Raw genomic sequence first — 26,316 nt, forward strand, 5'->3', positions numbered from 1 at the left:
AATAACAAAGCCAGAGGTCGTATTGGTCTTCCCGCCACGGCCTTTTATAATCACTGCCCACCCAGTTTCTGTAAATGTTTTTGTACAGGGTTAAAAACCCGCTAACCACAGAAGGCTACATCCATGAGCTTTGTAAACGTACCGGCTGGCAAAGACCTGCCCAATGATATCTACGTAATCATCGAGATCCCCGCCAACAGCAGCCCGGTCAAATACGAGATCGACAAAGATGCCGACGCACTCTTTGTTGACCGTTTCATGTCTGCCCCTATGTTCTATCCAGCCAACTACGGCTATATCAACAACACCCTGGCTGATGACGGTGACCCCCTGGATGTGCTGGTCATCACTCCTTACCCTGTCGTTCCCGGCTCAGTGATTCGCTGCCGCCCCATTGGCATCCTCAACATGAGCGACGAAGCCGGTGAAGATGCCAAGCTGGTAGCCGTGCCCCACGACAAACTGAGCCCACTGTACAAAGAAGTGAAAGAGATCGCTGACCTGCCCGAACTGCAGCTGCAGCAGATCAAGCATTTCTTTGAAAACTACAAAGGCCTGGACAAAGGCAAGTGGGTCAAGGTTGATGGCTGGGCAGATGCCGAAGCTGCACGCCAGGCTATTCTGACTTCCGTCAAGAACTACGAAGCCAAGCAGTAATAACCGCCTGTGTTTCCTGACGGCTGCTGATACTTCCTGCAAGCCAACAGAGACAAGCGATCAGCCCGGCCTACAGCCGGGCTGTTTATTTGGATCAAGTATTCGTATATCCCCACACCTTCCGCCAGTGCTACACCAAGCTCCGCTCAGCCCTGCTGCAAATCCTGCCACAAGCCCACAAACGCCTGAGTCAGCTTATGCTTGGGAGCCAAATGCACCAGCGGCACGGCCGACTGATGCGACTCACGCATCATTACTGAACTGGGCAAGGTTGTCTCCAGGACGGGCAGACCCTCCCCTTTCAGCTCGGCCACCAGTTTTTTCGGCAAGCTGGCCCGTGGCGCGAACTGATTAACAACAATCCCTTCCAGCGCCAACTGTGGATTATGATCTGCTCGGGTCTCCTGCAGATTGTCGAGCAGGGTATAGAGTGCCTGCCGGGCAAACTGGTCACAGTCAAAGGGCACCAGGCAGCCTTCTGCCGCGACCAACGCGGACAAGCTGAAAAAATTCAGGGCTGGCGGTGTATCAATAAAAATTTCGTCAAAGCCCGACAAGTCATTCAGGGCATCCCTGAGTTTATAGATCTTGTGCTTGGCCTCGAGTTTGGACTGCAAGGACGGCAACTCAGGATGCGCAGGCACCACAAACAGATTGTCGTAGCCTGTTGGCCACACACAGCTATCCAGCGTGGGAGCATGCAGGCGAAAACTGAGCGTGGACTCGAAGAAATCAAATAACGAATGCCGTCCCTCTTCCTCCTGCTGCAAGTAGTCATGACCCAGCAGGTAGTGGCTGGCATTTCCCTGCGTATCAAGATCAATCACCAGCGTGCGACGCCCTTGCTGTGCAGCAACCGCCGCCAGATTGACAGCAATACTTGATTTACCCACTCCGCCCTTCTGGTTGAAGACAACCCTTTTCATGACCCCTCCATCCCTCACCTGTATTGCCAGAAATAGTATTGGCGCAGCGTTACTTGCAATGATTGGACCGACTGGCAGCCGCCAACAGCAGATACAACAAGGGCCTCGAATGAGGCCCCGTGTGGATCAACGATCAACCTTTGGACAGCAGCTCGCGCAAATCGATGATCGCGGCATTCGCTCGAGAGATGTAATTCGCCATAACCAAAGAGTGGTTAGCAAATAAGCCAAAGCCTGAACCATTCAATATCATCGGGCTCCACACTGTTTCCTGTGTACCCTCCAGCTCACGAATTACCTGTCGCAGACTAACCAGCGCATTCTTTTTGGCCAGCGCCGGGCCAAAATCGTGCTCAACCGCCCGCAGGAATTCGAGCAATGCCCAGGTCGTTCCTCGCGCTTCATAAAACACGTTGTCAATTTCCAGCCAGGGGGTTTTCACTGTCTGATCTTCGGTCGCTGCCTCATCACTGCCGGGCTCCAATTGATCCGTATTGACCACACGCTGACCAACGCTGGCAGACAAACGCTGTGACAGGCTGCCCAGCCGTGTAGAGACATCACCCAGCCAGTTATTGAGGTTATCTGCACGGGCAAAAAATTCGGCGTTACCGTTGGTCGGGTTACTCAGCTTGTCGAGATAGCGGTACAGCGCGTTAATACCTTCCTGATACTGACTTTCAGTAGAGGGAAGCATCCAGCTATCGGTGCTGAAGGAGAACTGAGGTTCGGCCACGGTCAGATCGGTCTGCTCGCGTGACTGTGACTGCGAACGGCTAAAATCCTTGCGCAATGCACGAGCCATATCACGCACCTGCACGACCACACCGAACTCCCAGGCACGGGTGTTGTCCAGCCATACTCCCGGCGGAAAGATATCATTGTGCAAATAACCACCAGGTTTATGCAGCAGGATATCCGCCACGTTAATCAGAGTCGCCGTGGTCGTATAGCCGTTGACCACCTTCTCTTGCCCACGCTGTTCAGCCATGACTTTGGCCTCTGCCACCGGGTCAAAGCTGTCAGGATTAGCAGACCAGTACAAACCGACCAGCACAGCTCCTAGCAGATAAATAGCAACTGCTGCGATACCCCAGCGCAGCCACAGGCGTCCCTCCTCAGGAAACAACCACACCAACAAACGATCCAACATCAAGACTTCCTTTTATCCAAACAGTATCCAGTACACATCACCCGATGAGTTGACATTACTGCCCCTCAACTGGGCTGAGCTTGCGGTCTGCCGAGGAAATACCCCATACCGCCATCGACTCCAAGACTTTGCAATTGCTGCCATTCCGCCTCAGTTTCAACACCATCAGCGAGCAACATAATATCCTGCCCATGAGCAATCTGAGCCATGGAAATAACGAAGAACTGACTTTCACGTCGGTCCTGAACATTCTGCACGAAACTGCGGTGCACCTTGACGTACTCCAGCGACATTGTCTTCAGATAGGCGAAAGGCACCCCGCCAACACCGAAGTGATCGATGGAAAAGCGCACACCTTGCGAGCGTAGCCCATGCATGCGCGACAACAGCAGATCCATATGCTGCCGCAAGGCATACTCTGGCACCTCCAACACAATACGCGCAGCTTCTTTGGCGCGGCTCTGAAAGGTTTCCTTCAACCAGGAGCAGAAGCCTTCATCCTGCAATGAGGCAATAGAAATGTTGACGCAGTAGGCCGCAGCACCATCATCATCCCTGGAGCTCATGCGTCGTAACAAATTGTGCAATACCTGACGGTCCAGTGCCGGCAAAAGGTCAAACTGCTCAGCCATGGGCAGAAACTCACCAGCGGCCAGCACACCGTGCTCATCCTGCAACCGCACATAGACCTCATGATGCAGTACAACCTTTTTCGCCAAGTACACAGGCTGGTAATAAAGCAGCAGTTCGTCCCGGGCAATAGCCCCTTCAAGGAAGTGGCGCCACTCATTGGCGGAGCGACTATTACTCTGTGAACGACTGATATGACATGCATTCAGCCCCTTCTGCTGCGCTTCCCTCAACGCCACATCAGCTTCGGAGAAGGCTGCGCCCAAATCGAATGTAGTTTGCGGATAGAGATAAACCGCCCCCAGATGCAGCCGATCACGCCACTCAGGTGCAGTAACCGACTCCATACGTGAAACGTGATTGAACAGTTTCTCCACATGGCTGGCAAAATCGTTTTCTGCCAAACCGGGTATGAATACCGCGTAATCTGTCCCGGAACGCCGCGCCAGCAGGGCACCGTCATAGGCTTGCACGCCTTCCTGCAGGCGTAGCGCAATCCTTTTCAGCATGTCATCGCCTGCTTCCCGACCATAGCGGACGTTATGGTCTTCAAGGCCCCGCACCTGTAGCAGCATCAGACCGCCACTGCGCGCCCCTTCTTCGGAAAGGCTCAGCATCAGTCTGATACGCTGATCAAAGGCAGAGCGATTGAGCAACCCCGTCAGGCCATCTTCACTGACCTGCCTACGCAAATGCTCAATCAACCCCAACTGTTCGGAAAATATGCTCTCCAACCGTTTGACCATGCGATTCATGGCGCCGACCAGACTGGACAGCTCACGTGTAGAGGGTTTGATATCGATCGTGCTGAAGCGCCGTTCGGCCCAGGCACTACTGTGCTGTTCCAGCACTTGCAGAGGAGAAATAACAACGCGATTGAGCACCCAGCGCATGATGAGAAACACCACCATCAATGCTGCCAGAAACTGGAAAAACACCTTCTGCAGATAGTCCCAGAGATCGTGATAAGCCTCGGCCGGATGGCTCTGCACTCGCACCATCCCCAGCTGCATCCAGCCGTTGGTCACGTGCGCCTCCGCGATGGGCGCTGGCAGGTCAGCAAAACGCACGAACCAGTCCGGCAGATCATCTACACCACCGCCTGTCTGCTTGACAATCTTTGACTCACCGTTGACATCCAGATACTCGATGCGCTGGTAATAACCGCGATCAAAAACAGCATCAATCATCTGCTGCATGGTGACTTCGTCCTGGGATGCCGCTGAGTTGGTCAGCACAATCCCCAGAGATGTAGCAGCATCCTGAGCATGGGCCTGCAACTGGGCCTGCAGATAACTGCGATAATTCTGCACCGCTGAAAACAGGGTCAAAGCCAACAACGCGAGCATCACCCCGGCCAGGAACGAGAACAGCACATTACGCAAACTCATGGGTTCCTCCTGTTGCTCCCCACTTTCCATCCTCGACCATCTTGATCTCGCTATCCGTCATTACACGCTGCTCTTAGATTAGACTAACTGGCTGACTCGACATTGATCAGCAACCTTACCCCATGTACAGGCGCACAACCGCTCTGAAATGAAATAAAGCTAAATACAGGCACAGCAACTATAGAACACTGCAGCTGACTGCACACCCCTGCGCGACAGACTTACACATCTGCCGTCACCCGGACTGACTTAGCCATTTACGCATAAATACTGTTTCGGAGTTTCTGAGAATACAGTCCTTCTGCTCAATTCCAACCTCGCTCCGTGAGGAAAAGAATAAGAAACTTGCAAGGAAACAGCCAAACATTGAAGTGAAATTAGGCGTAACTAGACTATAAAGATAATTTTCGGCAAACTAGTCCGCCAATTCGCATCGGCCTCGGCCAACGGTGTGACGCAACCTCTGGAGCCCCGGTTCCTGGAGGATGCAGTAGCAATATCTGGTGCAGTTCATTAACCAATATCAGCAATGCTGGCAGACGTCTCTGCTGACCGAAGACTAACAGTCTCCCGTCAGGTACAGGTGATGTTCTCAGGCATGTCAGGAACGGCGAATTTATGGCAAAGATTCTGGTCCTCAACGGTCCCAACCTTAATCTTCTCGGCACACGTGAGCCGGAGGTCTATGGTTACACCACGCTGGCCGATATCCAAGCCATGCTCGAAGCCCAGGCCACAGCCAGCGGCCACAGTCTGGACTTTTTTCAGAGCAATGCCGAACACCTGCTGGTAGAGCGTATTCACCAGGCACGCACGGAAAAGGTCGACTTTGTTCTGATCAATCCGGCGGCTTTCACCCACACCAGTGTTGCCATCCGAGATGCCCTGAGTGGCGTTGCGATTCCCTTTATCGAGGTTCACCTGTCCAACGTGCATAAACGTGAACCCTTCCGTCATCATTCCTATTTTTCCGATGTGGCGGTCGGGGTGATCTGCGGACTGGGTGCTCAAGGTTACTCCCTCGCCCTGCAAGCTGCACTGTCAATGCTGGAGCGGGACTAACGTTCCCTGAATGAGAAAGATGCTCATGGATATCCGTAAAGTAAAAAAACTTATCGAACTGCTGGAAGAATCCGATATCAACGAGATCGAGATTAAAGAAGGCGAGGAGTCGGTACGCATCAGCCGTGTCTCCAACGTAGTACCTGCCGCAGCCTATGCTCCTGCCTACGCGCCCGCGCCAATGCCTATGCAGGCCGCGCCAGTCCAGGCCGCAGCACCTGCACCTGTTGCAGCGCCTGCTGAAACCGGCAAGGCAATTGCTGCAGGCCACATTGTGACCTCTCCCATGGTAGGCACCTTCTATCGCTCACCAGCACCAGGCACCAAGGCATTCGTGGAAGTGGGTTCCAGCGTCAATGTTGGCGACAAGATCTGCATTATCGAAGCCATGAAGATGATGAACCATATCGAAGCAGACAAGGCCGGTACCATTGTGGAAATCCTGGTGGAAGATGGCCAGCCACTTGAGTTCGATCAGCCCCTGTTCGTTATTGCTTAATACACGCTACCGCTAAAGGAAACGCTCATGCTGGAAAAAGTCCTGATTGCGAACCGCGGCGAAATCGCGTTGCGCATTTTGCGAGCCTGTAAAGAGCTGGGCATCAAGACAGTAGCTGTCCATTCCAAAGCCGACCGTGATCTGAAACACGTTCGTCTGGCAGACGAAGCCGTTTGTATTGGCCCGAACTCATCAACGGAAAGCTATCTGAATATTCCTCGCCTGATTGCGGCGGCGGAAATTACCGATGCCTCCGGTATTCACCCCGGTTACGGCTTTCTGGCTGAAAACGCTAACTTCGCCGAAATGGTAGAGAAAAGCGGCTTTGTCTTTATTGGCCCGACCGCCAGTGTCATTCGCCTGATGGGTGACAAGGTTTCTGCCATCAGGGCCATGAAGGAAGCTGGTGTCCCCACCGTTCCCGGCTCCAATGGCCCGCTGCCAGACGACGCTGAGCAAGTGAAAAAGATTGCTCTCGAAATTGGCTACCCTGTCATCATCAAGGCGGCAGCTGGCGGTGGTGGTCGTGGTATGCGCGTTGTGCACGCCGAAGCCGATCTGCTTAGTTCAGTCAGCGTAACCCAGACTGAAGCCAAGGCTGCGTTCGGTGATAGCACGGTGTACATGGAGAAGTTCCTCGAGAACCCACGTCACATTGAAGTGCAGGTACTGGCTGACGGCCAGGGCAACGCCATTCATCTGTATGACCGTGACTGCTCCTTACAGCGTCGTCACCAGAAAGTGCTGGAGGAAGCTCCGGCACCACTGGTAGATGAAACCGCACGCCAGGCTGTTCTGCAGTCCTGTGTGGATGCCTGCATCACCATCGGTTATCGCGGCGCGGGCACCTTCGAGTTTCTCTACGAAGATGGCAACTACTACTTCATCGAGATGAACACACGTGTTCAGGTGGAGCATCCCGTTACCGAGATGATCACTGGCATCGACATCGTCAAGGAACAATTGCGCATTGCCTCCGGCATGCCCTTGTCGTTCCGTCAGGAAGACGTGAAGATCAAGGGCCATGCCTTTGAATGCCGCGTCAACGCAGAAGATCCACGCACTTTCATGCCCTGCCCCGGCCTGGTAAAAACCTACCATGCTGCTGGCGGCTTCGGCGTGCGTGTCGACTCTCACCTGTACAGTGGCTACTCCGTCCCACCCTATTACGATTCGCTGATTGCCAAGCTGATCACTCACGGTGATAACCGTGAAACCGCTCTGGCACGTATGCGAGTTGCACTGGATGAGATGGTTGTTGACGGCATCAAGACCAACATCCCGCTACACAAGGATCTGGTCCGTGACAGCCAGTTCGCCAAAGGCGGTGTCAACATTCACTACCTTGAGAAGAAGCTGGGCTCAGAACACTGATTCCGGTATTCCCTGGAGCCCCTGGGCTGCTGGCATCATGCTGATGCGCGCTGTCCAGCCTCCCGCCTCTTTGCTACTGCGGTGGCAAAGAGGCTTTTTCTTTTTACAGGAGACTAATCATGTCCTGGCTTCAGATTCGTTTGGAAATCAAACCTGAGCAAGCGGAAGAACTGGAAGATTTGCTACTGGCCGTTGGCGCCGTGTCAGTCACCTTTCAGGACAATGAGGACCAACCTATCTATGAGCCCGAACTGGGATCCACACCACTGTGGAGCAATACCACACTGATTGGCCTGTTCACTGCCGATACGGATATCGAAGAAGCGCTCACTACCCTGCAGTTACACTACCTGGCAGGCCACCCTGGCCAGGAGTTCCCTGCACACAAAGTAGAAATTCTGGAAGACAAAGACTGGGAACGCGCATGGATGGAGCACTTTGAGCCCATTCAGTTTGGTGAGCATTTCTGGGTCTGCCCAAGCTGGAAACCTACGCCGGATCCCGAAGCAGCCAACCTGATTCTCGACCCTGGCTTGGCTTTTGGCACCGGCAGCCACCCCACCACAGCCTTGTGCCTGCGCTGGCTCGCAGCGCAGGACCTGAAAGACAAGGTAGTGATCGATTATGGCTGTGGTTCGGGCATACTCGGCATTGCTGCGCTACTACTGGGAGCACGTATGGTCTATGCCGTGGACATTGATCCACAGGCACTGGAAGCTACCCGCGACAACGCCCAGCGCAATGGTATTCACTCCTCCAGACTGATGACACTGTACCCCGAGCAGATGCCGGAATTGCAGGCTGATGTTGTGGTAGCTAATATTCTCGCAGGCCCGCTGGTCAGCCTTGCACCCACCCTGGCCGCTTTGTGTCATGTTGAAGGAAAGATCGTGCTGTCAGGCATTCTTTCTCATCAGGCAGAAGAGGTCAGTGCCGCCTACCAGCCCTATTACACAATGTCGCCCCCAGTGATTGTGGAAGACTGGGGTCGTCTGGAAGGAATACGCTTCTGAGATGCCACTCTCCCACCTGATTACCCGCTGCCCGGCGTGCCAGACCGCCTTTAAACTGGAACAACGGCAACTGCAGCAGGCCGGGGGGAGAGTCCGTTGCGGCGTCTGCCATCATGTATTCATGGCTGCTCAGCATATGCTAAGCAGCCAGCCAGAACCGACCAGCACCTCTCCCCAACCCAATAGCCGCCCTCCCATCAAGCCTTCGGCAGATCGGCCCAGTCTGCATCACGTCGTGGTGACCCCCAAAACCAGGGAACCTGATGCTGCAGCCACACCCTCGCCGCAAGTCTCAGCACAACCAACACCTGTGCACAATGACAAACACGCCGCATCAGCACAGGCTCAGCCTGCAGCCCCCGCGCGCCCAACGGCGATAGCTAACAGCAAACCAGTGCCGACTCAGCGCCATCAGGAGGCGGCCAAGGCCTCTTCGCACGCAGCGGCGAAGGCCAGTTCAGACACGCCTGCATCAAACAATGCCCAAAGCTCGAGACCAGACGGCGATGTACTGACACTAAGCCCACTACAGGCGCTGGAAAATCTGCATGATGAGGAACATCTGCACTGGCACGAGCCCGCACCCAAACTGAGTAACGGCCTGCTGGCCTGGACACTGCTATTGCTGCTGGCACTCCCTCTGCAATGGATATGGTGGCAGCGTCAGCAGCTAGCCTGGCAGCCCCCCCTTGGGACCTTTATCCAGTGGAGTTGCAGCTCACTGCCCTGCCAGCTGCACCCGCGCAGTGATGTCGACAAAATCAGCAGCACAGCCTTATCCATTCGCGATCATCAGGAATACAGTAATCTGCTGCAGGTCAATCTGACGCTGCTAAATCAGGCGAGTTACAACCAACCTTATCCCGTACTCGGACTGGTATTTTATGACCTGCAGGGACATCCACGCGCACAGCGCTATATCACCTCCACTGACTATCTGGGTGGTGATCTGGAAGACGCCAAGGAAATGCCCATCAACACGCCGGTTAACATCAGCTTTACCCTGCAGGATCCGGGTGCACCCTCGGTAGGATATGCCCTGCACCTCTATGCGGCAGACGCCCGAATTCCCTCTTTCCCACCCAAGCCTGAAAGAGTAGAATAGCCCCCCTTGTTCAGAAACTGCCCACCTGACCCTCATTTTTTGGGGTTTTCAGGCGCTTAGCCAGCCTTATCTATCCGGGAAAAATACGTGTTCAGAATTGGTCCCTATACCATTGATAGCCGGGTCATCCTGGCCCCCATGGCAGGGGTTACCGATCTACCGTTCCGGACTTTGTGCAAGCGTATGGGCGCGGGTTTAGTGGTTTCTGAAATGTTGACGGCCAACCATCACCTCTGGCATTCGCGCAAGTCGCAGCTGCGTATGATTCATCTTGATGAACCAGCGCCTCGCTCAGTGCAGATTGCAGGTGGTGACCCGGAAAGTATGGCCAATGCCGCCCGCCTGAGCGTGGAACAGGGTGCCCAGATCATTGATCTGAATATGGGTTGCCCGGCCAAGAAGGTGTGTAACAAGGCGGCAGGTTCGGCACTACTGAAAGATGAAAGGCTGGTTGCAGAAATCCTGCAGACAGTAGTCGCTGCCGTTGACGTTCCTGTGACGTTGAAGATCCGTACTGGCTGGAGTCAGGAGCTGCGTAATGGCATGACCATTGCCAGACTGGCTGAAGACCTGGGTATCCAGGCTCTGGCGGTGCACGGCCGGACACGTGAGGACAAATTTACCGGGCATGCCGAGTACGACACCATCGCGGCGATCAAGCAGAGTGTCCGTATTCCGGTATTTGCCAATGGCGATATCGACAGCCCGACCAAAGCCTGCGAGGTGCTCCAGCATACCGGAGCCGATGCGGTGATGATTGGCCGGGCAGCGCAAGGACGGCCCTGGATCTTTCGCGAGATTGATCACTTTCTTCGTGCTGGGAAGGCACTACCAGCACCCCGACTCGCAGAGTTGCGCTCGATCTTACTTGAGCACCTGCGAGGACTACACACCTTTTACGGTGACGTGCTTGGAACGCGTGTAGCGCGAAAACATGTTGGCTGGTATCTGGCAGCTCAGCCAGGCGGTAACGAATTTCGACGTTTTTTTAATCAGATAGAAACCTCCGAAGCGCAAATAGAGGCGCTCGAGCACTTTTTTAGTGAGCGAGATGCCGATAACGAGGTAGCGGCTTAAATGAATATGGCACTGACTAAACTGAATACCCAAGACACGCTCAATGAATCGCCCACCAAGGTACACACAGCAGTGGTTCCTCAGGAAACTGCCCAGACCCTGCGTGATACCGTGGCACGGTCTCTGGATAACTACTTCAAGCAGTTAGATGGCCAACCCGTAAGCGATGTGTACGAGATGGTGCTGGCGGAAATCGAACAGCCTCTGTTTGAGACCGTCATGCACTACACCAAGGACAATCAGACCAAAGCCTCACAGGTTCTGGGCCTGAACCGCGGCACTCTGCGGAAGAAACTCAAACAGTACGGATTACTGTAAGTAAAAAGGCGGCATTGTCCGCCTTTTTTCTTTTTGACCTTTTGGTCAAATTTGACTGTGTATAGTGGATTGCTCCACTGCCGGGAAGTGCCAGCCCAGCCAGTCACCCCATGCTTTTACTTGCTGCCCCATTAGAATCTGGATTGCATACCATGTCTGACCAACATCTTTCTCCTGTTCGCCGCGCTCTTCTCAGCGTCTCCGACAAGACCGGACTGTTGGCGTTTGCCCAAGCCCTGCAGGCACGTGGCGTCGCCCTGCTGTCGACAGGCGGCACCTACAAGCTGCTGAAACAGGCCGGTGTCGAAGTGACCGAAGTCTCTGACCATACCGGTTTCCCGGAAATGATGGATGGTCGCGTCAAGACCCTGCACCCTAAAGTGCATGGTGGCATTCTCGGTCGCCGTGGCCAGGATGACGAAGTGATGGCAGAGCACAACATTGCCCCCATCGATATGGTTGTCGTCAACCTCTACCCCTTCGCCCAGACCGTGGCTCGTCCTGACTGCAGCTGGGAAGACGCTATCGAGAACATCGATATCGGTGGCCCCACCATGGTTCGTGCAGCTGCCAAGAACCATGCCCACGTCGCTATCGTCACCGATGTTGCCGACTATGACCGCATCCTCAGCGACATGGACAGCAACGACAATCAGCTGACCCTGGCCCTGCGTTATGATCTGGCCGTCAAGGCATTTGAACATACCGCTCGCTACGATGGCATGATCGCTAACTACCTCGGTGCGCGTAACGAAATTGGTACCCAGGTCAGCGACTTCCCCCGCACCTACTCCACCCAGCTGGTGAAAAAGCAGGATATGCGCTACGGGGAAAACCCTCATCAGCGTGCGGCTTTCTACGTTGAGCCAGTGATTCAGGAAGCCAGTGTCTCCACCGCCAATCAGTTGCAAGGCAAGGAACTTTCCTACAATAACGTGGCGGATACCGATGCGGCTCTGGAATGCGTCAAACCCTTCAAGGATCCGGCCTGCGTCATCGTCAAGCACGCCAACCCCTGTGGTGTTGCCATTGGCGATACCCTTCTGGATGCCTACAACCGCGCCTTCAAAACCGACCCGACCTCTGCCTTTGGCGGTATCATTGCCTTCAACCGTGAGCTGGACGCCCAGACCGCTCAGGCCATCATCGACCGTCAGTTCGTTGAAGTGATTATTGCTCCCAGTGTCAGCAGCGAAGCCCGCGCTATCGTCGCAGCCAAACAGAATGTGCGCCTGCTGGCCTGTGGCGACTGGGACAGTGACCGTGCGCCAGAGCTGGATTACAAACGAGTCAACGGCGGTCTGCTGCTTCAGGATCGCGATCTGGGCATGGTTGAACTGGCGGATATGAAAATCGTCAGCAAGCGCCAGCCTAGCGAGCAGGAAATGCGTGACCTGCTGTTCGCCTGGGAAGTCGCCAAATACGTCAAGTCCAATGCCATTGTTTACGCCAAAGACGGTATGACCGTGGGTATTGGCGCCGGACAGATGAGCCGGGTATACAGTGCCCGTATCGCAGGGATTAAGGCCGAAGACGAAGGCTTGACCGTTCCCGGTTCAGTGATGGCCTCCGATGCCTTCTTCCCCTTCCGCGATGGTATTGATGCAGCAGCCAAAGCAGGTATCGTTGCCGTCATCCAGCCCGGTGGCTCAATGCGTGATCAGGAAGTGATCGATGCTGCCAATGAGCATGGCATTGCCATGGTCTTTACTGGTATGCGTCATTTCCGTCACTAATCCACCCTGCGGGAGGCAGTCTCTACCTCCCGCTGTCTTGCTGAAGAGAGCAAACAGATGAAAGTACTCGTAATTGGCAATGGTGGCCGTGAACACGCCCTCGCCTGGCAGGTAGCTCAGCACCCGCAGGTAGAGAAAGTCTTCGTAGCCCCCGGTAACGCGGGCACAGCACTCGAAGCCAAGCTGGAAAACGTCGCCATCGACGTGCTGGCACTGGATGCGCTGGCAGATTTTGCTGCACAGAATAATATCGATCTGACGATTGTTGGCCCCGAAGCACCTCTGGTAGCAGGCGTGGTGGATCTGTTCCGCTCACGTGATCTGCCCATCTTTGGTCCTACCAAAGGGGCTGCGCAGCTGGAAGGCTCCAAAGCCTTCACCAAAGACTTCCTTGCCCGCCATCAGATTCCTACTGCGGAATACCAGAACTTCACCGAAGTCGAGCCTGCGCTGGCTTATCTGCGTGAAAAAGGTGCCCCCATTGTGATCAAGGCCGACGGTCTGGCCGCCGGCAAAGGCGTCATTGTTGCCATGACACTGGCTGAAGCCGAAGAAGCCGTGCGCGATATGCTGTCAGGCAACGCCTTTGGTGAAGCAGGCTGCCGGGTAGTGATTGAAGAGTTCCTTGAAGGTGAAGAAGCCAGCTTTATCGTCATGGTCGATGGCGAACATGTTCTGCCCATGGCCACCAGCCAGGATCATAAACGCGTCGGTGATGGCGATACCGGTCCCAACACAGGCGGCATGGGTGCTTACTCCCCTGCACCGGTAGTAACCGACATCGTTTTCCAGCGCGCCATGAACGAAGTGATTCTTCCCACCGTGCGTGGCATGGCCGCCGAAGGCAATGAATACACCGGCTTCCTGTACGCGGGCCTGATGATTACCGCCGACGGCACACCCAAGGTGATCGAATTCAATTGCCGTTTCGGTGATCCGGAAACTCAGCCCATCATGCTGCGCCTCAAGTCCTCACTGCTGGAGCTGTGTCAGGCCGCGCTGGATAAGCGTCTGGATCAGACCCATGCCGAGTGGGACGAGCGGGCCAGCATTGGTGTGGTCCTGGCAGCAGCAGGTTACCCCGACTCTTATCCCAAGGGGGATGTCATCAGTCTGCCCGCAACCCTGCCTGAGGGTACCAAGATATTCCATGCGGGCACCCGACTGGAAAATGGTCAGCCTGTCACCAACGGTGGCCGGGTATTGTGTGTGACAGCCATGGGGAACAGCGTCAAGGAAGCTCAGCAACGGGCTTATGAGCTGGTACACCAGACCAGCTGGGAAGGCATGTTCTTCCGTAATGATATTGCCTGGCGTGCCATTGCCCGCGAAGAACAGCAGTAACCGACGTTTTCAGAAACGCTATCGCTGTTTGCAAACCTAAGTAACGGCCGGACTTCCCGGCCGTTACTATTTCTGCCATTAGTTCATTACTGTGCAATAGTGCCTTTCCTGCATTGACCTTGGTCTGTTCCCCTCTCACAGCCATACTTACCCAACTCCATAAATGAAGAAACCTCCAAGCCATGAGCGCCTCAACCACCTCTGCGCAGGTCATCCCTCGCCCGCGAAATGACTTCGACCACTATCATGCCCATGTCTACTTTGATTCCAGCTCACTGGTGCAAGCAACAGCACTGGTTCAGCAAGCGAGTACCGAGCTGGCAGTACAGGTGGGGCGCATTCATCAGAAGTTAGTAGGCCCTCACCCTCACTGGAGCTGCCAGCTGGCCTTCGACAAGCACAGTTTTGATGAAGTAATCCGGTGGCTGGAACAACATCGTCAGGGTTTGGATGTACTGGTGCACGGTGTTACTGGCGACAATCTGCTGGATCACACGGCACACGCTTCATGGCTAGGCCAGCCCAGTAGTTTGCATCTGGATGTCTTTCACTGAGCAGCACAAGACGATGCGACGTTTACGGGTGGTAAATAATGACCAGCAAGCCCGGATGAGCACAGCGGAGATCGATCTCTGCGACGTGTCACAACGCACAGCAAAACGTGAACACGCTCTGCGACAGGCGGATATTAAGAAGGTTGCTGGCAGTGTCACCGCCAGCAATGGTTCAAGGTAGCTCCAGTCAGGACAGCGTGAAGCTATCGGCGTCCTGCCAGGCGGGAAAGCCTTCCCGATACTGTTTGAGTTTGTCGTTGCTCAGTGTGTGCAGTAATACCCCGTCTGCATTTGGCTCCAGCTCTGCCAAGATTTCTCCTTCAGCCGAAATGATGCGAGAGTCACCACTGAACGACCAGCCATTACCATCCTCGCCAACACGATTGCACACCGCGACATAGGCCTGGTTCTCGATGGCACGTGCCTGACTCAATACTTTCCAGTGCATACTGCGCTTGGCTGGCCAGTTGGCAACCAGCACCATCAGATCGTAATCCTGACGATTGCGGCTCCACACCGGGAAACGCAGGTCGTAGCAGACCAGCGGCAAGATACGCCATCCGCGATAATCGATCACCACACGCCGGTCACCACTCTGATAATGCTGGTGTTCCGCACCCATGCGGAACAGGTGCCGTTTATCGTAGTAACTGTAGGCTCCGGCAGGAGGCATCCACAGGAACCGGTTGGTAAAGCCTACTCCCGGCTCCTCCATGACCATGCTGCCGCAGATCGCTGCACCACTGCTTTCTGCCATAGCCCGCATCCAGTTCACCGCATCGCCATCCATGCTTTGTGCACTGGCGGCCGTATCCATGCTGAACCCGGTGGTAAACATTTCAGGTAGAACAATAACGTCGGCCTGTCCCGCCAGTGACTCAATTCTGGCAGTGAACTGCGCCTTGTTGGCAGCCCAGTCCTGCCACACCAGAGCAGACTGCACTACGGCAATCCGCAGATCCTGACGCCCGTCAGTCTGAGTCGTTAAATCTTGCATAGACGCTCCGCGGCTTTCTGCAGGGTTTCAGAACCCTTGGCGAAACAGAAACGCAACCAGCGCAAATCGGCTGGTGGCTGCGAATAGAAGACAGAGATCGGAATAGCCGCCACCCCCACTTCACGAGTCAGCCACTCAGCCATCTCGACATCGTTCCTGTCACTGATAGCACTGTAATCGAGCAACTGGAAGTAGGTTCCTCGCGTGGGTGTCAGCCTGAATCGGCTCCCCGCCAGCAACTGGCAGAACTCATCACGCTTGGCCTGATAAAAGCTCGGCAGCTGCAGATAGTGATCCGGCTCCGCCTCCAGAAAATCAGCCAGCCCCAGCTGGAAAGGCGTGCTGGTGCTGAACGTCAGATACTGATGCACCTTGCGCACCTCGGCCGACAATAACGCAGGGGCGACGACGTAGCCTACCTTCCAGCCCGTGGTGTGATAGGTTTTGCCAAATGACGACACGACCACCGAGCGCTGCGCCAGCTCTGGATGGCAGAGCAAACTCAGATGAGGCTGGCCGTCAAAAACAATGTGCTCATAGACTTCATCGCCCAGCAGCAGCGTATCACTGCCACGCAGCAGTTCGGCCAGCGTATCCAGATCCGCACGGCTGAACACGGCGCCGGTCGGATTGTGCGGGTTATTGACAATCACCATACGCGTCTTGCTGTGCAGCGCGTCTTTCAGGCGATCCCAGTCAATGCCGAAATGGGGGGGCAGCAAGGGCAGATGATGGGTAATGCCGCCATTGAGGCTGATCGCTGGCTCATAGCAATCATAGGCTGGGTCAAACACGATGACTTCATCACCCGGGCCAACGAGGGCAGCAATAGCGGCAAAGATTGCCTCCGTCGCCCCCGAGGTCACCGTGATTTCGGTGTCGGCATTGGCACTGTAGCCGTATAACGACTTGATCTTGCTGGCGATGGCCTGACGCAGGGCAGGAACCCCCGTCATCGGCGCATACTGATTATGACCATTGAGCAGATAGTGACAGACCCGCTCCTTCAGCAGTGCCGGGCCATCGAAATCGGGAAAGCCCTGCGATAAGTTGATTGCGCCCTGCTCTGCCGCCAGCTGTGACATGCGGGTAAAGATGGTCGTACCAACCTGGGGCAGTTTACTTGGTGGATAATTCATTTTGGTCTGGGCATCCTGGCAAGGTGATGCATACCTTAAGCGCTGGCTTATCCGCCCCCTTCCCCTCCTGAATCACAGCGGGCGCAGGGCAGAAGCATCAGCCAATATGCATCGTCAGATTTTGTTGGCTGTCATCGTGTATGTTCACGAATGACGGCCAACAACAGGTCAGCTGATTGTAGCCGGCGAGCGAGGGATTGAAAGAGGCCAGATGTTCAACAACAACCCGCACATGACCGGGCTAGCGCTAAATGGAGAGTCATCAAGAGATCACTTGAACAGGCGTAACGCCTTGATCGCCCGACTGCCGTGCTCCGCCAGCATCATTTCTTCATTGGTCGGTATGATCCACACACCGACCCGACTGGTCGGCTTGTGGGCACAGTGGCGATGCTGCTGATTGGCGTCCGTATCCCAATCGACACCGAGCCAGCCCAACTGCGCCAGAATTTTCTCCCGGATCACGGCGTCATGCTCACCCACTCCGGCAGTGAACACGATGGCGTCCAGCCCACGCAACACCGCAGTAAGACTGCCTATTTCCTTCACACAGGCATGCACGAAATAGTCGATGGCCTCTTCTGCCTCAGGCACGCCCGCCTGATGCAGTTTGACCATGTCGCTGCTTATCCCTCCAGACAATCCCAGCCAGCCGCACTCCTTGTAGAGAAAACGCTCAAGCTGGTCAGCATCCCACTGCTCCTCACGCAGCAGATGCACCAGCACCCCCGGATCAATCTGGCCACAACGGGTGCCCATTGGCAGCCCTTCCAGCGCTGTAAAACCCATGGAAGTTGAGACACTTTGCCCGTGCTGGATAGCACACATACTGGATCCAGCACCCAGATGACAAATAATCACCCGCCCGTCCGCCTGACGGGGCGCCAGCTCCTGTAATCGGGAATAGACGTATTCATAGGACAGGCCGTGAAAACCATAGCGCAGTACACCCTGATCGAGATACTTGCGCGGAATGGCCATCAGTCGTGCCATGCGGGGCTGTCCGGCATGGAACATGGTGTCAAAACAGGCAACCTGCGGCACATTCGGCAACGCCTCCTGTGCCAGTCGAATAAGATTCAGATTGTAGGGCTGGTGCAAGGGGGCCAGAGGTTCGAGCGCCCCCAGTTGCTGCATAATCTCTTTATCCACAATGACAGGCCTGGCGAACTGGCTCCCCCCATGCACAACCCGATGAGCCACGGCGGCCACTTCCTCCAGCAGCCCGGCATCCTTGACCAGTCCGATCACCTGCGACAGCGCAGCACTGTGGCGCATTTCCAGCGGCAGACTCTTCCATGACAGCAGCTGGTTATTCTCCACCTGGTCATGCCAATGCCAGCGTACCCGCGGACTGTCGTTGAGCTGGCTGAGCTGGTATGTCAGCTCACACAACCACTGCTGGTCGCGGTATACGAACAGGCTCGCCTTGACGCTGGAAGAGCCGGCATTGAGAGTCAGAATTCGCATTATGCTGCCTCCTTTGGCTGCATAAACAACGCGGCCAGAGCACAGGAGGCCAGACGCCCCTGGGTTTTCTCTGCTCGGCTGGTAAGAATGAGTGGCACCTGCGCTCCGAGCACCAGTCCCGCTGACTTGGCACCTGCCAGATAGATCAGCTGTTTACCCAGCATGTTGGCCGCCTCCAGATCAGGTGCCAGCAGGATATCGACATCTCCCGCCACCGCCGACCGAATATGCTTGTCTGCGGCGGCCTCGGCAGAAATGGCGTTGTCCAGTGCCAGCGGGCCATCCAGCAGCCCACCGCTGATCTGACCACGGTCAGCCATCTTGCACAGCGCCGCAGCATCCAGCGTGCTTTGCATCTTAGGATTGACCTTCTCTACGGCAGCCAGAATCGCAACCTTAGGCTGAGCAATACCGAGGGCCAGACAGAAATCGATAGCGTTCTGCACCATGTCTTTCTTGTCTGCCAGGGAGGGGCTGATATTGATGGCGGCATCGGTGAGGAACAAGGGTTTGGGGTAAAGCGGGACATCGAACACAAACAGATGACTGAGACGCCGATCGGTACGAATGCCGTTACTTTTATCGAGTACGGCACTGAGTACCTCGTCAGTAGACAGCCCGCCTTTCATCAGCGCTCTGACCTCCTGCCGGTGCACCAGCGTACAGGCTTCTGCAGCGGCAGCATGGCTGTGTGGCACATCGACCAGCCGCAGCGCCGAGATGTCCAGATCACAGCGCTCGGCACAAGCCTCTATTTTCTGCCGTGGACCGACCAGCACAGCCTCAATCAGACGTTGCTGATGCGCTTCCAGAGCGGCCTGCAAACTGTTGTCATCCACCGGATGAATAATGGCAGTAGGCATGGGTGCCGTCTGCCTGGCCAGATCAATGAAATACTCCAGCTGGCCATGAGCCGGAGCATTAAGAATACTGAAGGACATACGTACTCCCATAGACACGAGGTGGCGGGGGAGATAGGCATAACGCCCGGTACTTCTGGATCCAAAACGTTACAAATTGCTGCCATTGTGCAGCGCACAACCTAGAGTACAAGTGCACCTGTCGGGCATCAAGTCCCGACGGTGTCATTACTGAATATAATTTGCTCAGCGTTTGATGCAGCGCCGCTGAGCCATCACTCCTCAGCCCTGCTTCATGTGCTCGGTATAAGGTGGCCACCCCATCGGTTTGCCGCCCAGCATGTGAAGGTGCACGTGGTAAACCGTCTGGCCACCATGCTGGTTGCAGTTCATCACCACACGATAACCGTCCTCGGCGATGCCTTCCGCTTTGGCAATGCGGGCAGCGGCCGTAAACAGTTTGCCAATCAGCACTTCATGCTGCTCTTCAATATCGTTGATCGTGGGGATTTCCTGTTTTGGAATAATCAGCAGGTGCAGGGGAGCCTGTGGGTTGATATCACGGAAGGCCAGTACGTGATCATCCTCATAAACGATGTCGGCAGGAATCTCACGGGCAATAATTTTGCTGAAAATAGTCATAAGACACTCTTTTTATAACGTGAAATAACAGATGGTCAGGATCGGCTACAGCACTGATTTTGGCACTCTACCATAGCTCACTTCCGTATATCGATCCGCCATGCAGCGGATCGCCCCGACGAACTCCTTGCCATACCCCAGCGCCTCCCGCACACTCAGCAGCATTTGCTAGCCCGTGACTGCATCAGACCGGCTGCCAGACCACACTTCAACTCCAGCAGGATCATCCCATGGCATATCCCCTGAACAAAAAAGACTACACCAAGGTGCTCGGCATGAAAGCCGATCAGCGTTACCAGCACCTGATCGACAAAGTGGCCGACTTTGGTGAGGTATGGAGCCTGTACAGCGAGGATGGCTGGGTCGTACTGATGACCGAGGATGACGAATCCTGTCTGCCCATCTGGCCGCATCCTGACTATGCCTCAGCCTGGGCAACTGGCGACTGGGCCGACTGTCAGCCCAAAGCCATCGAACTGGACGAATGGATGACGCGCTGGATCCCTGGCATGAAGGAAGATGGCACCCTGCTGGCAGTATTCCCGGGTGATGATGAAGATGGTGTGGTCGTTACCCCCGAAGAGCTGGCCGCATCACTGCAGGAAGCGTTGAGCTGATCAATTGCCTTGTAAAGCAAGCCTGTCTGCAGGCTTGCTGTATCGCTCCCCTTCGCTGCAACGCTCTAGCTGACCAACAACAGCATGACCGAAACCAGCACACTCATGGCCAGCGCGTACAGCAGGGTATGACGGGTAATCTGGTAGGTATCGATACCATAGCGGCCGTACAGTGCCAGATTGATCCCCGACAGAGGCCCGACTGCAGTCCCCACCGCCCACGAGCAGATGGATACCAGCGCCAGCAGGCTGGGATCGACATCCAGACCATTCAGCATCGCGGCAAACATGGATATACCGATAATCGGATGCAGCCCGAGTAACGAGCTGGCAACAATAGCCAGATACATGATGACCGCCTGCACACCAGCAAAACTGTCAAACAGCCGCCAGTCGCCCAAGCCAGCAATGACCGCCTTCCCGCCCTGAGTCAGCAATCCGGCAGACAGGAACAGCAGTATTTCATTCACCATCCGTGGCAGCCTGTCTTCGATATGGCCGCTGACACGCTGCACTACCACCCGCACCTGCCCAGCACTTCTGTGCAGCCCGACCATCACGGCCATGAGCGGAGCAAGCAAGGTAATCAGAGTAAGAATAGGCAGCGGTGGGTAGAAATGATGTAGCAGCAGTACCGCAGCGGCCATACTCATGGGCAGGGCCAGAGCCGCAAAGGAAACGGGGACGCCCTGAATATCCATGCTCTCGGCATTATGCTGCAACTGCCAGAAGGAGAGCCCCATCCCCAGTATCGCCAGCGGAATACCGGTCAGCATTACCTGAAAGACATTGGCATGTGGCGCCACGCTGAGCCCCACTGCCATGGCAGCGTAAAACGGCGACCAGAACGCTCCCAGTGAGGATGCCCGGCTGAGAATCAGTGACTGCCCGAGATTGAGCTTGCCACCTGCGGCCATGCGATCACCAAAAATAAAGGCAGCAGACATGTTGATGACCGAACCGAACAGATGCACCCCGAGTAACGTTGTGAATATGCTCCTTCCCTGACCGGGTTGGCGTGCTGGCGCACTGGTCGGCGCGATCAGGGCAAGAAAGCTGACTGCCGCAACCATACCTACCAGACTGACATTGGCCGACAGAAAGGTCTCAAGCGTCAGAGGCTGATCATGCAGCGCGCCATATCCTATCCCCGCAAGGCCGACGGCCATCAGCACCAGCGACTGACGCAAGTTGCGGGAGGCAACATTGGCAGCCAGCAACAGCGCGCCTCCCCACAGGCACAGCCCGGCAGTCCAGATCGGCACTGGCGATCCTGGCCATGCGCTGAGACAACTCAAGACGATCCCGGCAAAAATGGCGTAGGCGGCAACCTGCCTGCGCATACCTGTCACTCCCTGCTTCACGGACGACAACTCCCTACTTCCTGGCAGACATCTGTACTACAGACACGCAACTACTCTTCAGACCTGGCCGGTCTCAAAACCGAAACCGCGATGGTGAGAACGGCCGCATATCAAACTCCGGCTGCTCACCATCAATCAATGCAGCCAACGCCCTGGCACTGACAGGGCCGGTACTGAAACCGACATGCTGATGCCCCGTCGCCAGCCAGACGCCCGGCACACCCGGCAAGGCGCCAAGAATTGGCAAAGCATCCGGCGTTGATGGCCTGTTTCCCTGCCAGAGCGGTGACACCGGCTGAGAGGCCAGAGGTAATGCCTCCTGCGCGCGTGGCAACACCTGCTGCAACTGCACAGGCTCTGCCTGCCTGGCGATGTCCAGCAGATGGCTTCCGGAAGTCACCCGCACACCGTTGTCGGTCGGCGTCATCACATAAGCAGACTCGACGTCATAAAACGGTCGATTGGGTAACACGCCGGCCTGGGGCTGATAGTGATAATGACTACCGCGCTCGTAGCAGATCGGCAACTGCCAGCCATAAGGCTTGAGCAACTGATTACTCCAGGGACCGGCAGCCAGCACCAGCTGGTCAGTGTGCTCAGCAAAGCTGTTCACCCCCTGCTGGATGGATACGACGAACTCCCCGCCGACCTGTCGTGCATCGGTCACTGTCCCCTGTCGTATCACGCCGCCCTGCGCTACAAACGCGGCAGCATAGGCCTGAACCACCGCGCCCGGGTTATCCACGGAAGCCGTATCTGTCACCAGAATACCCTTGTTGAAAATCGGTTGTAACGCAGGCTCCAGCGCCTGGATCTGTTCGCGTTCCACGATCTGATAGCCGACGCCGAAATGATCGTAGATCCGGCGCTCGTAGGCACTGGAGTCGAAACGTTCGGCATGGCGATAGAGCTTGAGCCAGCCATTTTCCCGCAGGCGTGGTAACACATCCGCCTCCTGCATCAGCGCTTTATGAACTGGTAAGGCACGCGTCATCAGCTCATTCAGCGCCGCCGCAGCGCGCAATGTCTGTTCATCACGGGCATTGGCCAGAAAGCGTGCCAGCCACCAGCTGTGGCGAGCCAGATACAGGGGGTCGTAACGTACCGCCGCAGAATGGTTCCCCAGATAGCCGGGCAAGCTCTTCCACAGTCTTGGATTATTCAATGGCAGAATAGAGCCTCGTGTTATCACTCCGGCATTGCCATAGGAGGTTTCTACGCCAATTTCACGCCGCTCCACCAGCGTCACTTGCCAGCCACGCTTCAATAAGAACCAGGCACAGCACACACCCACCATGCCGCCACCGATGACTACCACTTTTCCTTTCATTTGCACCTGGAATCCTGAACCGCTACTGTCGGTTATTGCCCTGCACCCTGTCTTACCCTGGAATGCACCCTGCATGGGATCGGCCTGCTGGCTGTGACGCGTTGTTTTGAGTCATCCTGACCACAAAGAACGTCTTCACGTTCCAGGCATGCTGTTTCCCTGTCTTCTTGTCTCAGTCACCCACTATTTTCCTTAATGACGACGACTCCGCCATGATAACTATCGAACCCAGCCAATCCTTCGGAAGCAGTACCGCCACTCCAGAAGGTGCAACCCAACCCCGTCTGGGGGTCATTATGCTGAACACCCACTTCCCGCGATTACCTGGTGATGTCGGCAATCCGCAGACCTTTGCCTTCCCCAGCCAATATGTCCGCGTCCAGACAGCCACCGTGGACCGGGTCATCAGTGCTCAGGGGGTGCAACCGGATGTCGCCGAGGCAATCCTGCAGGCAGCCATACAGCTTGAGCAGCAGGGCGTTGAACTGATCGTCACCTCCTGCGGCTTTCTGGGTGAGCTGCAGGGCACCATCGAATCACACACCCATACGCCACTGCTCAGCAGCTCACTGATGCTCGTGCCATTACTACGCAATGTATTCGGCCGTCAGGCCAGGCTGGGGGTTTTGACCTTCGACAGCCGAAAACTCAAGCCACTGCACTTCAACGGCCACCATGATCAATGGATCGATATTGAGGGAATTGAAGGCGGGCAGGAATTGCACCGGGTCATTAGCCAGGACTTGCCAGCGCTTGACCCTCAACGGGCAGAAGCTGACGTCCTCGCTGCGGTGGACCGCCTGCTGCACCATAAGCCAGCAGCCCTGCTACTGGAGTGCACCAATTTATCACCCTATATCGAGGCCATCCGTCAGCACAGCGGCCTGCCTGTGTTCGATCTGATTCAGGCCATCCACTGGCTTCTGGCGGCTAAAGGCTGAGGTTCATAGCAACAGGGCAGCGTTTGCGCTGCCCTGTTTTATTTATACATCACAAGCCATCCAACCCTTTACCTACATGGCCTTGGGCAGGAAGGTAGCAATACCCGGGAACCACACCAGTAACACCACCGCCAGCACCATCAACAGGAACATCGGGAAGGCAGCGCGCGCAATAAAGCCCATGTCATGCCCCGTCATGCCCTGCAGCACAAACAGGTTAAAGCCCACAGGCGGAGTAATCTGCGCCATTTCCACCACCAGCATCAGGTAGATACCGAACCAGATCATGTCAAAACCAGCCTGTCGCACCAGCGGCTCGATAACAGCCATGGTCAGCACAATAGAGGAAATGCCATCAAGGAAGCAGCCCAGAATGATGTAGAACACGGTCAGGATCACGATCAGCATCAGTGGTGACAGATGCATGCCTGCGATCAGTTCTGCCAGATTGCGAGGCAGCCCGGTAAAGCCCATGGCCAGCGACAGGAAGCTGGAGCCCATCAGGATAAAGGCGATCATACAGCTGGTGCGTACCGCCCCCATCAGGGACTGACGGAACCCTTCCCAGCCGAAACCACCCTGTAACGTAGCCATGATCAGAGCGCCAACGACCCCCAGCACAGCGGACTCGGTTGCCGTAGCCACACCGGTATAGATAGAACCAATGACCATCAGGATCAGGGCAAACACCGGGAACAGATGATACAGGCCAAGCAGTTTGTCTTTCAGGGTAAAGACCAGCTCTTCACGGTTGGACTGATCTCCACGGATCCAGGCACTGATTGCCACATAGCTCATGAACAGGGCCGCCAGCATAATGCCCGGCAGAATACCTGCCATGAACAGCTTGGCAATGGACTCGTTGACCGTAACGCCATAGATAATCATGGTAATGGAAGGCGGAATCAGCAGCCCCAGAGTACCGGCACCGGCCAGCGTACCGACGATCATGCCCTCAGGATAATGACGACGACGCAGCTCGGGGATGGACATCTTGCCGACGGTCACCGCCGTTGCTGCAGACGAACCCGAAATGGCGGCGAAAATTGCCGAACCCGCGACATTCACATGTAGCAGACCACCTGGCAGCCTGCTCATCAACGGTGTCAGCCCTTTGAACAACGTATCTGACAGCTTGGAGCGGAACAGGATTTCCCCCATCCACACAAAGAGCGGCAGGGAGGTCAGCGTCCATGAGGAGTTGACCCCCCAGATGGTCATGGCCATGGAGTCACCCACCGGACGATTGGTAAACAGCTCCATACCTACGACTGCGCATCCCAGCAGGCTGAAGCCCACCCACACGCTGGAACCCAACAAAAAGAACAGTGCTGCAAGGAACACCACCGTCAACATGACTTCGTTCATGTATTAACCTCCGATGGCTTTTTCATGGGCGCGCAACTCCGCTTCAGCGGCGGTCAGCTGCGAGCCAACAAAGCGTCCGGTAATCATCCGGCAAAGATGCTCGAAAAAGGAATGCACGACGCTGAGAGCCAGCACCGCCGCACCAAAAGCGGTAACGGCCTGAGGAATGTAGAGCTGCATCTGATCCCCTCCCTCACTGACTTCACCGAAGTCCCAGGACATATAGGAGAGATTGGCCAGATACCAGGCGAGATAAAGTGCAGCGGCACTGCCGAAGGCCAGACAGCCTAGTTCGATCCAGCGCTGCGTCTGGCTGCCAAAACGCTCAATCACCAGACTGACGCGAATGTGCCCTCCGGCGCGGAAGGTATAGGCCAGACCCAGACAGTTGGCTGCGCCCATAAGATAGGCCGAATATTCGGTGATACCACCAATGTAGCTACCCAAGATACGTGCAATGATGCTGATGATGACGCACACCGCCATGCCCATCAGGCACAGGGCTGCCAATGCGCCGCAAAAACGATAGAACCCGTCCAATACTGACTGGACCCGGCACAACCACCCCATGGGCGCTCTCCCGTCTTCTTGCTCCAGCAGACTGGAGCGAACTGCGGGTACCTGCCAACCCATCTGGGGCCTGTATTGCCGTTGAGCTGATACATGTCCAGAGATTACGGGGGCTGACAGGCACCGTTTTGATGTCAGGAAAGCACAGCTCCCCCAAACATGGCCTGAATGTAGTACCA

The 26,316-nt window shown here is 55.7% G+C and carries 25 protein-coding genes; 13 read left to right on the forward strand and 12 right to left on the reverse strand.

From position 1 onward, the window contains the following. The first annotated feature begins 123 nt into the window (after nt 1–123). Nucleotides 124–657, forward strand: a complete 534-nt coding sequence (gene ppa, locus QCD60_RS04860; protein WP_104151945.1) for an inorganic diphosphatase — start codon at nt 124–126, stop codon at nt 655–657. A 146-nt stretch (nt 658–803) separates the two neighbouring features. Here ppa and QCD60_RS04865 read toward each other — a convergent pair whose 3' ends face one another. The 3 genes from QCD60_RS04865 to QCD60_RS04875 form a co-directional block, all read right to left on the reverse strand. Next, nucleotides 804–1,583: a ParA family protein gene (locus tag QCD60_RS04865; protein WP_279782939.1), complete on the reverse strand. Its 780-nt coding sequence runs from the start codon at nt 1,581–1,583 to the stop codon at nt 804–806. A gap of 133 nt (nt 1,584–1,716) precedes the next feature. Then, nucleotides 1,717–2,736 (reverse strand): DUF2333 family protein, encoded by a 1,020-nt coding sequence (locus QCD60_RS04870; RefSeq protein ID WP_104151947.1) that lies wholly within the window; start codon nt 2,734–2,736, stop codon nt 1,717–1,719. 65 nt (nt 2,737–2,801) lie between these two features. Further along, a complete protein-coding gene (locus QCD60_RS04875) occupies nt 2,802–4,757 on the reverse strand; it encodes an EAL domain-containing protein (RefSeq protein WP_279782942.1) in 1,956 nt (651 codons plus the stop codon). Nucleotides 4,758–5,375: 618 nt separating this feature from the next. On the opposite strand from QCD60_RS04875, the gene aroQ reads away from it, so the two are divergent. The 10 genes from aroQ to QCD60_RS04925 all read left to right on the forward strand — a co-directional run bounded on the left by aroQ (nt 5,376) and on the right by QCD60_RS04925 (nt 14,839). Then, on the forward strand, nt 5,376–5,819 hold the full coding sequence (gene aroQ / locus QCD60_RS04880) for a type II 3-dehydroquinate dehydratase (RefSeq protein WP_104151949.1): 444 nt from the start codon (nt 5,376–5,378) through the stop codon (nt 5,817–5,819). A 25-nt stretch (nt 5,820–5,844) separates the two neighbouring features. Next, nucleotides 5,845–6,318: an acetyl-CoA carboxylase biotin carboxyl carrier protein gene (gene accB, locus QCD60_RS04885; RefSeq protein WP_279782946.1), complete on the forward strand. Its 474-nt coding sequence runs from the start codon at nt 5,845–5,847 to the stop codon at nt 6,316–6,318. A 27-nt stretch (nt 6,319–6,345) separates the two neighbouring features. Beyond that, nucleotides 6,346–7,692, forward strand: coding sequence for an acetyl-CoA carboxylase biotin carboxylase subunit (accC, locus tag QCD60_RS04890; protein ID WP_104151951.1), 1,347 nt, complete (start codon nt 6,346–6,348; stop codon nt 7,690–7,692). Between the two features lie 119 nt (nt 7,693–7,811). Then, nucleotides 7,812–8,705, forward strand: a complete 894-nt coding sequence (prmA, locus tag QCD60_RS04895) for a 50S ribosomal protein L11 methyltransferase (protein WP_104151952.1) — start codon at nt 7,812–7,814, stop codon at nt 8,703–8,705. Nucleotide 8,706: 1 nt separating this feature from the next. After that, on the forward strand, nt 8,707–9,810 hold the full coding sequence (locus QCD60_RS04900; RefSeq protein WP_279782949.1) for a zinc-ribbon and DUF3426 domain-containing protein: 1,104 nt from the start codon (nt 8,707–8,709) through the stop codon (nt 9,808–9,810). Between the two features lie 87 nt (nt 9,811–9,897). Further along, on the forward strand, nt 9,898–10,887 hold the full coding sequence (gene dusB, locus QCD60_RS04905) for a tRNA dihydrouridine synthase DusB (protein WP_279782951.1): 990 nt from the start codon (nt 9,898–9,900) through the stop codon (nt 10,885–10,887). Further along, nucleotides 10,888–11,205: a DNA-binding transcriptional regulator Fis gene (gene fis, locus QCD60_RS04910; protein ID WP_243410128.1), complete on the forward strand. Its 318-nt coding sequence runs from the start codon at nt 10,888–10,890 to the stop codon at nt 11,203–11,205. Between the two features lie 152 nt (nt 11,206–11,357). After that, nucleotides 11,358–12,941, forward strand: coding sequence for a bifunctional phosphoribosylaminoimidazolecarboxamide formyltransferase/IMP cyclohydrolase (gene purH, locus QCD60_RS04915; protein ID WP_279782957.1), 1,584 nt, complete (start codon nt 11,358–11,360; stop codon nt 12,939–12,941). A 57-nt stretch (nt 12,942–12,998) separates the two neighbouring features. Further along, nucleotides 12,999–14,285: a phosphoribosylamine--glycine ligase gene (purD, locus tag QCD60_RS04920; protein WP_279782959.1), complete on the forward strand. Its 1,287-nt coding sequence runs from the start codon at nt 12,999–13,001 to the stop codon at nt 14,283–14,285. Nucleotides 14,286–14,467: 182 nt separating this feature from the next. Then, nucleotides 14,468–14,839: a DOPA 4,5-dioxygenase family protein gene (locus tag QCD60_RS04925; protein ID WP_279782961.1), complete on the forward strand. Its 372-nt coding sequence runs from the start codon at nt 14,468–14,470 to the stop codon at nt 14,837–14,839. 187 nt (nt 14,840–15,026) lie between these two features. On the opposite strand, the gene QCD60_RS04930 is transcribed toward QCD60_RS04925, so the two are convergent. The 5 genes from QCD60_RS04930 to QCD60_RS04950 form a co-directional block, all read right to left on the reverse strand. Beyond that, nucleotides 15,027–15,836: an amidohydrolase gene (locus QCD60_RS04930; RefSeq protein WP_279782963.1), complete on the reverse strand. Its 810-nt coding sequence runs from the start codon at nt 15,834–15,836 to the stop codon at nt 15,027–15,029. Continuing rightward, nucleotides 15,824–16,975: a pyridoxal phosphate-dependent aminotransferase gene (locus QCD60_RS04935; RefSeq protein ID WP_279782965.1), complete on the reverse strand. Its 1,152-nt coding sequence runs from the start codon at nt 16,973–16,975 to the stop codon at nt 15,824–15,826. The genes QCD60_RS04930 and QCD60_RS04935 overlap by 13 nt, the downstream gene beginning before the upstream one ends. A 270-nt stretch (nt 16,976–17,245) precedes the next feature. Next, a complete protein-coding gene (locus QCD60_RS04940; RefSeq protein WP_104151958.1) occupies nt 17,246–18,445 on the reverse strand; it encodes an acetate/propionate family kinase in 1,200 nt (399 codons plus the stop codon). Beyond that, entirely contained in the window at nt 18,445–19,386 is a 942-nt protein-coding gene (locus QCD60_RS04945; RefSeq protein ID WP_104151959.1) for a bifunctional enoyl-CoA hydratase/phosphate acetyltransferase, read from the reverse strand. Before QCD60_RS04945 ends, QCD60_RS04940 begins: the two co-directional genes overlap by 1 nt. Nucleotides 19,387–19,587: 201 nt before the next feature. After that, the gene (locus tag QCD60_RS04950) at nt 19,588–19,947 is read right to left on the reverse strand and encodes a histidine triad nucleotide-binding protein (protein WP_104151960.1); all 360 of its coding nucleotides are present in this window, start codon (nt 19,945–19,947) and stop codon (nt 19,588–19,590) included. 230 nt (nt 19,948–20,177) lie between these two features. Here QCD60_RS04950 and QCD60_RS04955 point away from each other — a divergent pair, with 230 nt between their 5' ends. Further along, nucleotides 20,178–20,564, forward strand: coding sequence for a DUF2750 domain-containing protein (locus tag QCD60_RS04955; protein ID WP_104151961.1), 387 nt, complete (start codon nt 20,178–20,180; stop codon nt 20,562–20,564). Nucleotides 20,565–20,629: 65 nt separating this feature from the next. On the opposite strand, the gene QCD60_RS04960 is transcribed toward QCD60_RS04955, so the two are convergent. After that, the gene (locus tag QCD60_RS04960; protein ID WP_279782971.1) at nt 20,630–21,907 is read right to left on the reverse strand and encodes a hypothetical protein; all 1,278 of its coding nucleotides are present in this window, start codon (nt 21,905–21,907) and stop codon (nt 20,630–20,632) included. 94 nt (nt 21,908–22,001) lie between these two features. Beyond that, nucleotides 22,002–23,333 carry an FAD-dependent oxidoreductase gene (locus tag QCD60_RS04965; RefSeq protein ID WP_279782973.1) on the reverse strand — a complete coding sequence of 444 codons (1,332 nt, stop codon included), beginning with the start codon at nt 23,331–23,333 and terminating at the stop codon, nt 22,002–22,004. Between the two features lie 137 nt (nt 23,334–23,470). On the opposite strand from QCD60_RS04965, the gene QCD60_RS04970 reads away from it, so the two are divergent. Continuing rightward, nucleotides 23,471–24,199: an aspartate/glutamate racemase family protein gene (locus QCD60_RS04970; RefSeq protein WP_279782976.1), complete on the forward strand. Its 729-nt coding sequence runs from the start codon at nt 23,471–23,473 to the stop codon at nt 24,197–24,199. Between the two features lie 72 nt (nt 24,200–24,271). Here QCD60_RS04970 and QCD60_RS04975 read toward each other — a convergent pair whose 3' ends face one another. Next, nucleotides 24,272–25,567, reverse strand: a complete 1,296-nt coding sequence (locus QCD60_RS04975; protein WP_279782978.1) for a TRAP transporter large permease subunit — start codon at nt 25,565–25,567, stop codon at nt 24,272–24,274. A gap of 3 nt (nt 25,568–25,570) precedes the next feature. Continuing rightward, entirely contained in the window at nt 25,571–26,137 is a 567-nt protein-coding gene (locus tag QCD60_RS04980; protein ID WP_279782980.1) for a TRAP transporter small permease, read from the reverse strand. Nucleotides 26,138–26,316: the final 179 nt, after the last annotated feature.

Origin of the sequence: Pokkaliibacter sp. MBI-7 (genome assembly GCF_029846635.1) — a bacterium.
In the GTDB taxonomy this organism is placed as follows: domain Bacteria; phylum Pseudomonadota; class Gammaproteobacteria; order Pseudomonadales; family Balneatricaceae; genus Pokkaliibacter.